The 4,849-nt window shown below is 72.3% G+C and carries 4 protein-coding genes and 1 pseudogene; 4 read left to right on the top strand and 1 reads right to left on the bottom strand.

Features of this window, described 5'->3' with window-relative positions; genetic code table 11:
* The 3 genes from ND748_RS25315 to ND748_RS25305 form a co-directional block, all read left to right on the top strand.
* On the top strand, positions 1 to 780 hold a 780-nt coding region (locus tag ND748_RS25315; RefSeq protein WP_251748544.1), incomplete at its 5' end, for an AIM24 family protein.
* Between the two features lie 61 nt (positions 781 to 841).
* Positions 842 to 1,519, top strand: a complete 678-nt coding sequence (locus ND748_RS25310) for an AIM24 family protein (protein ID WP_251748542.1) — start codon at positions 842 to 844, stop codon at positions 1,517 to 1,519.
* 113 nt (positions 1,520 to 1,632) lie between these two features.
* Positions 1,633 to 2,850, top strand: a complete 1,218-nt coding sequence (locus ND748_RS25305; RefSeq protein WP_251748540.1) for an AIM24 family protein — start codon at positions 1,633 to 1,635, stop codon at positions 2,848 to 2,850.
* Between the two features lie 22 nt (positions 2,851 to 2,872).
* Here the strand turns inward: ND748_RS25305 and ND748_RS25300 are convergent, their stop codons facing one another.
* Entirely contained in the window at positions 2,873 to 3,763 is an 891-nt protein-coding gene (locus ND748_RS25300) for a DMT family transporter (protein WP_251748538.1), read from the bottom strand.
* Between the two features lie 418 nt (positions 3,764 to 4,181).
* On the opposite strand from ND748_RS25300, the pseudogene ND748_RS25295 reads away from it, so the two are divergent.
* Positions 4,182 to 4,849 (top strand): annotated as a pseudogene (locus tag ND748_RS25295) (hypothetical protein); the annotation flags it as partial.

Below are 4,849 nucleotides of genomic sequence, written 5' to 3'. Positions count from 1 at the left end.
GGCCAGCCCGCCCCGGCCTACGGCGGGGGTCAGCCGCCCGCACCGGCCTACGGCGGCCAACCCGTGCCGGGTCAGCCGGGCGCCTTCGGCGGTCCCGAGCCGCTGCCGTCGCAGGTCCAGCCGACCCCGCCGGGGGCGATGAACAGCCTCGCCCCGTACCGGGAGGTGCCGACGGCCGGGCGCTGGACCCAGCAGAACGGCAAGCTGGTCAAGGTCACCCTCGGCCCGGACGCGCTGGCGCTGCGCGGGGCGATGGTGGCCTACCAGGGCAACGTCGAGTTCGACTACAAGGGCGGCGGGCTGCGCGGCCTCATCGAGGGCAAGCTGACCGGCCAGAGCCTGAAGCTCATGACCTGCAAGGGCTCCGGCGAGGTGTTCCTCGCCCAGGACGCCGCGGACCTGCACATCGTCGAGCTCGGCAACTCGTCGCTGTGCATCAACGCGAAGAACCTGCTGGCGATGGATGCGACCGTGCGTACCGAGGTGCGCCGGATCGAGAGCGCCGGCATCCCCGGCGGCGGCCTGTTCCACTTCGAGGTCTCCGGGCCGGGCTCGGTGGTCGTCATGACCAAGGGGTCGCCGATGACCCTGCCCGTGCAGGGTCCGACGTTCGCGGACATGAACGCGCTGGTCGCGTGGACGACCGGGATGCGGGTCAGCGTCTCGACGCAGGTACGGATCTCCCGGCAGATCTACGCGGGCAGCAGCGGGGAGGCCCTGGCCCTGCAGTTCATGGGATTCGCCGGTCATTTCGTCGTCGTCCAGCCGTACGAGGTCTGAGCATGGCGACGATCGCGGGACTGTGCCCGGCGGGTCGCCCGCCGGCGGAAGGGAGCAGGCCGTGCAGGGCAGCCTGATCCAGCATTACGGGCCGACGCCCGTCTTCGAGCGGATGAGCAAGCACGGCTCCAAAATCGTCAAAGTGGTCATGAACCCCGGCCAGGACCTGTTCGCCCGGGTCGGGTCCATGATCGCCTACGAGGGGCTGATCGACTTCAACCCGCAGCCGCCGCAGCTCGGTCGGATCGCGTCGTCCTGGGCGACCGGTGAGGGTGTGCCGCTGATGACGGCGACCGGTCAGGGCCTGCTCTACCTCGCCGACTACGGCAAGGAGATCATCGTCGCCCAGCTCGCCGGCGAGGGCCTGTCCGTCAACGGCAAGAACATTCTGGCCTTCGACGCGGCGCTGGAATGGAAGATCGAACGCGTCCGCGGCGTCACGATGCTGTCCGGGATGGGGATGTTCAACGTGGTGCTGCGTGGCCAGGGTTGGGTCGCCCTGACCGCGAAGGGCAACCCGATCGTGCTCGACACCCGGGAGGCGCCGACGTTCGTCGACACCGACGCCCTCGTCGCCTACACCGACGGCCTGCACGTCGAGCCCCGGCGCACCGCGCGCCTCGGCGGCCTGATCGGGCGCGGCTCCGGCGAGGCCTTCCAGCTCGGCTTCTCCGGGCAGGGCTTCGTGGTCGTGCAGCCGAGCGAGGACGAGCGGCCGAACATGTCGCTGCGGGGCTGACCCGAGATGGGATCCAGTGGCGGCGGGCGGCTCGTGTGCGGCGGGCGGTTCGTTGACGGGATGAGCAGCGGCGGCGTGCGCCGGGCGCGGCGGACGGCGGAGAGGACTGCGACATGACGCAGGGCGGGGCGTACGGCGGTCATCCGGGCGGTCCCGGCTACCCACCTCCCGGTCCGGGCTATCCGGGTCCGGGCTATCCGGGCCCGGGCGGCGGCTACCCGCCGGGTCCCGGCGGTCCCGGCCAGGGATATCCGCCCGCGCCTGGTCAACCCGGTCCCGGGTATCCGCCCCAGGGATATCCGCCCGCGCCCGGTCAGCCCGGTCCCGGGTATCCGGGCCAGGGTTACCCGCCGGCACCTGGTCAGCCCGGTCCCGGGTATCCGGGTGGACCCGGTGCGCCCGGTGGCTATCCCGGTGGCCCCGGCGGGGGCCATCCCGGTGGTCCGGGTGGTCCGGGTGGTCCGGCCGGTGGGATTCGCAGCAGCCTGCTCGACAATCCCGAACGGCCCTCCGACGAGCCGTTCTCCCTGCAGAACAGCAAGATGCTGCGCGCGACCCTCGGCGCCCGTGGGATGCGTGAGTTCTACGCCCGCAAGGGCGCGATGGTCGCCTACCAGGGCGCCGCGAACTTCGACGCGCACTGGGAGGGCTGGGGAGGGCAGTTCCGCAGCTTCTTCAGCGGCGGCGAAGGCCTGAACCTCATGCAGGTGTCCGGCTCCGGCTCGGTCTTCCTCGCCAACCAGGCCCAGGACATCCACATCCTCGACCTGGCCGGCGACGGGCTGACCGTCGACGGCAAGAACGTCCTCGCCTTCAACTCCGACCTGAACTGGGACCTGGTCCGGGTCGACAGCCAGGTCGGCATCGCCGGCGTCGGCTCCTACCAGGTGGAGCTGCGTGGCAACGGCAAGGTCGCGGTCTGCACATCGGGCGCGCCGCTGGTCATGCACGTCACCCATCAGAACTACTACTTCGCCGACGCGGACGCCGTCGTCGGCTGGTCGACGAACCTGCAGGTGTCGATGCAGGCGGCGGTGACGTCCTCGGCGGTGTGGCGGCCGCGCGGCAACACCGGCGAGAGTTGGCAGATGCAGTTCAGCGGCGAGGGCTTCGTCATCGTGCAGCCCTGTGAGCTGCTGCCCCCGTACAACGCGCTGGCCGGTGCCGGCGCGGCCGGTCACTTCGGCCTCGGCCAGGGCGGCTTCGCCGGCAACCAGCTCGGCGGCCAGCACGGCCAGGGCGGCCAAGGCGGCCCGGGCGGTGGTTTCGGCGGCGGTGGTTTCGGTGGTTTCGGCGGCGGCGGCATGGGCGGCCTGTTCGGCAACCGCTGACGGCTCGGCCCGGAACGCGGCGCTACGGCGCCGGCGGTCGCCGCGGGCGGGGCAGGGCGCTTGCCCGGGAGAGCAGGAACACCCCACCCACGACGAGGACGGCGGAAACCGCGACGCCCGCGATGACCCCGGACCCCCTCGGAGCGGGGACCCCGAAGACCAGGACGCCGAGCGCGTAGGCGGCGGTCGGGTTCGTGATGTTCATGGCGGTGACCGCGGCGGTCAGCGGACCGACCGCATAGGCCATCTGACCTAGACACAGGCTCGTCAGTGTCACCCCGCAGAGGGCATAGGCGAACCAGTGCGTCACTGTTGCGTCGAACCCGTTGTCGAGGGTTTCGTCGGTCGCCTGCTTGAGCAGCAGCGCGCTCAACGCGAAGAACAATCCGGCGGCGACGCCGAACAGTGTTGCCCGCGCCGTTGGCCGCCGCCCGCGCGATGCGGCGACCAGCGCCGCGGCCAGCGCAACGATGGCGATGATCGCCAACACGAGGCGCTCCTGGTCAAGCGGCGGGCGCGTCGGTAGCCGATCCTGCACGCCGAGCAGCAGCGCGAGCCCGGCACAGATCGCCGCGATGGCCCACCAGGCCGTGGTGGCCATCCGCAGGCGGGTGCCCACCAGCCCGAGGGGGAGTGCGAACAGTAGCTGGGTGACCATGAGCGGCTGCACCTCGGCGAGCGATCCGAGGTGCAGTGCCAGGGCCTGAGTGAGGAAGCCGGCCAGGTTCGTCAGCCAGCCCACCAGCCATAACGGCTCGCGGACGAGGTCGAGCAGGTGCCCGAATCCGGGCACGGCCAGGTCGTGGTCGTCGCGGGCGGCGAACCGGCTGCGGCCCGCGGCGCGCTGCTGGAGGGCGGCCGATGACGCCAACAGGAACGCAGCGAGCAGCGCGAGCGGGACGAAGAGGGGCACGGGCGGTGCGGGCGATCAGTGGGTGCGGCCCCGGCCGGCAGCGGCCGGCGCGGGGCGGTGCAGCGGTCGCGTCCCGGTCGCACTGCCGTCGCGGGCGCCTGCACCCAGACCGCGGCTGCGCCCGGAACCGACCGGCTGAGGATGATCATCCGGGCCGGGCACGTTGGCGTCAATGGCCCGTAATGTACCGGTCCAGCCCGCTCTGGACCGGTGGCTGTGGCACCACTTGAGCAGCCTTACCACCCGAACCGGCTACCTCGCTGCGTGTCATCGATATGGGCCCCGTCCGGGCTGGTCACCCGTACGTTGTCACTTGCCCGCGCATGACAAGAATGCGGGACCGTTCGGGCCTTCCCGCCCTTGATTACCAGGCCGGGAGGCAGGCCCGCGGTGACCTGTTCGGGGGGGAAGGACGGCGATGCTGACGCCGGTGCTGATTCTGGGGGGACTAGTACTCGTGCTCGTGGCGGCGGTGGGTCTGACCCGCCACACGCCCGACCCCGAGACGTTCCCACCCGACCGAGATCCATACGAGCAGTGGGCGACGTCGACCGTCGACGCCGACGCCTGGGGACCGCTGCCCGAGCGGACCCGTCAGGACGCCGGTGCCGACCGGCCCGGCGCCGACGAGCCCGCCTCCGCACCTACTGCCACTCCTGCCACTCAAGCTGCCACTCCTGCCGCTCAAGTCGCTCCCACGTTCCCGCTCATACCGAGACCCCGACCGGCCGTGACACCGCCCGCCGGGGTCCCGTCCGCCGCCGCTGTTCCGTCCCCCGCCGTGCCCTCCGCCGCCGTGCCCTCCGCCGGCATCTCGGCGGACCCGGGGCCGGCTGCGTTCGCCGCGGGGGAACTCGCGACCGCCGGATCCCAGGCCGCACTCGCGCCGCCGACTGTCGTCGCGTCCGGAGACGACGCGGGAACGAGCGAGCCGAGCACTCCCGCCCCGGACGAGGGCTCGCCCGCCCCGACGGGCGACGACGCCCCCGGGGACGCCGGGCGGGAGGAGCCGGCCGCCGAACCGGACAGAACCCCCGCGCCGAGGACCGTGCCCCCGTCCTCTCGGCCGGCGACGCCCCCGCAGCT

It is taken from the genome of Frankia sp. AiPs1, assembly GCF_023716945.1.
In the GTDB taxonomy this organism is placed as follows: Bacteria; Actinomycetota; Actinomycetes; order Frankiales; family Frankiaceae; genus Frankia.
This window is presented reverse-complemented; position numbering and strand designations above follow the sequence as displayed.

Coding starts and splice junctions, on each gene's coding strand:
- ND748_RS25305 (WP_251748540.1), top strand. CDS start 1,633: ATGACGCAGGGCGGGGCGTACGGCGGTCATCCGGGCGGTCCCGGCTAC.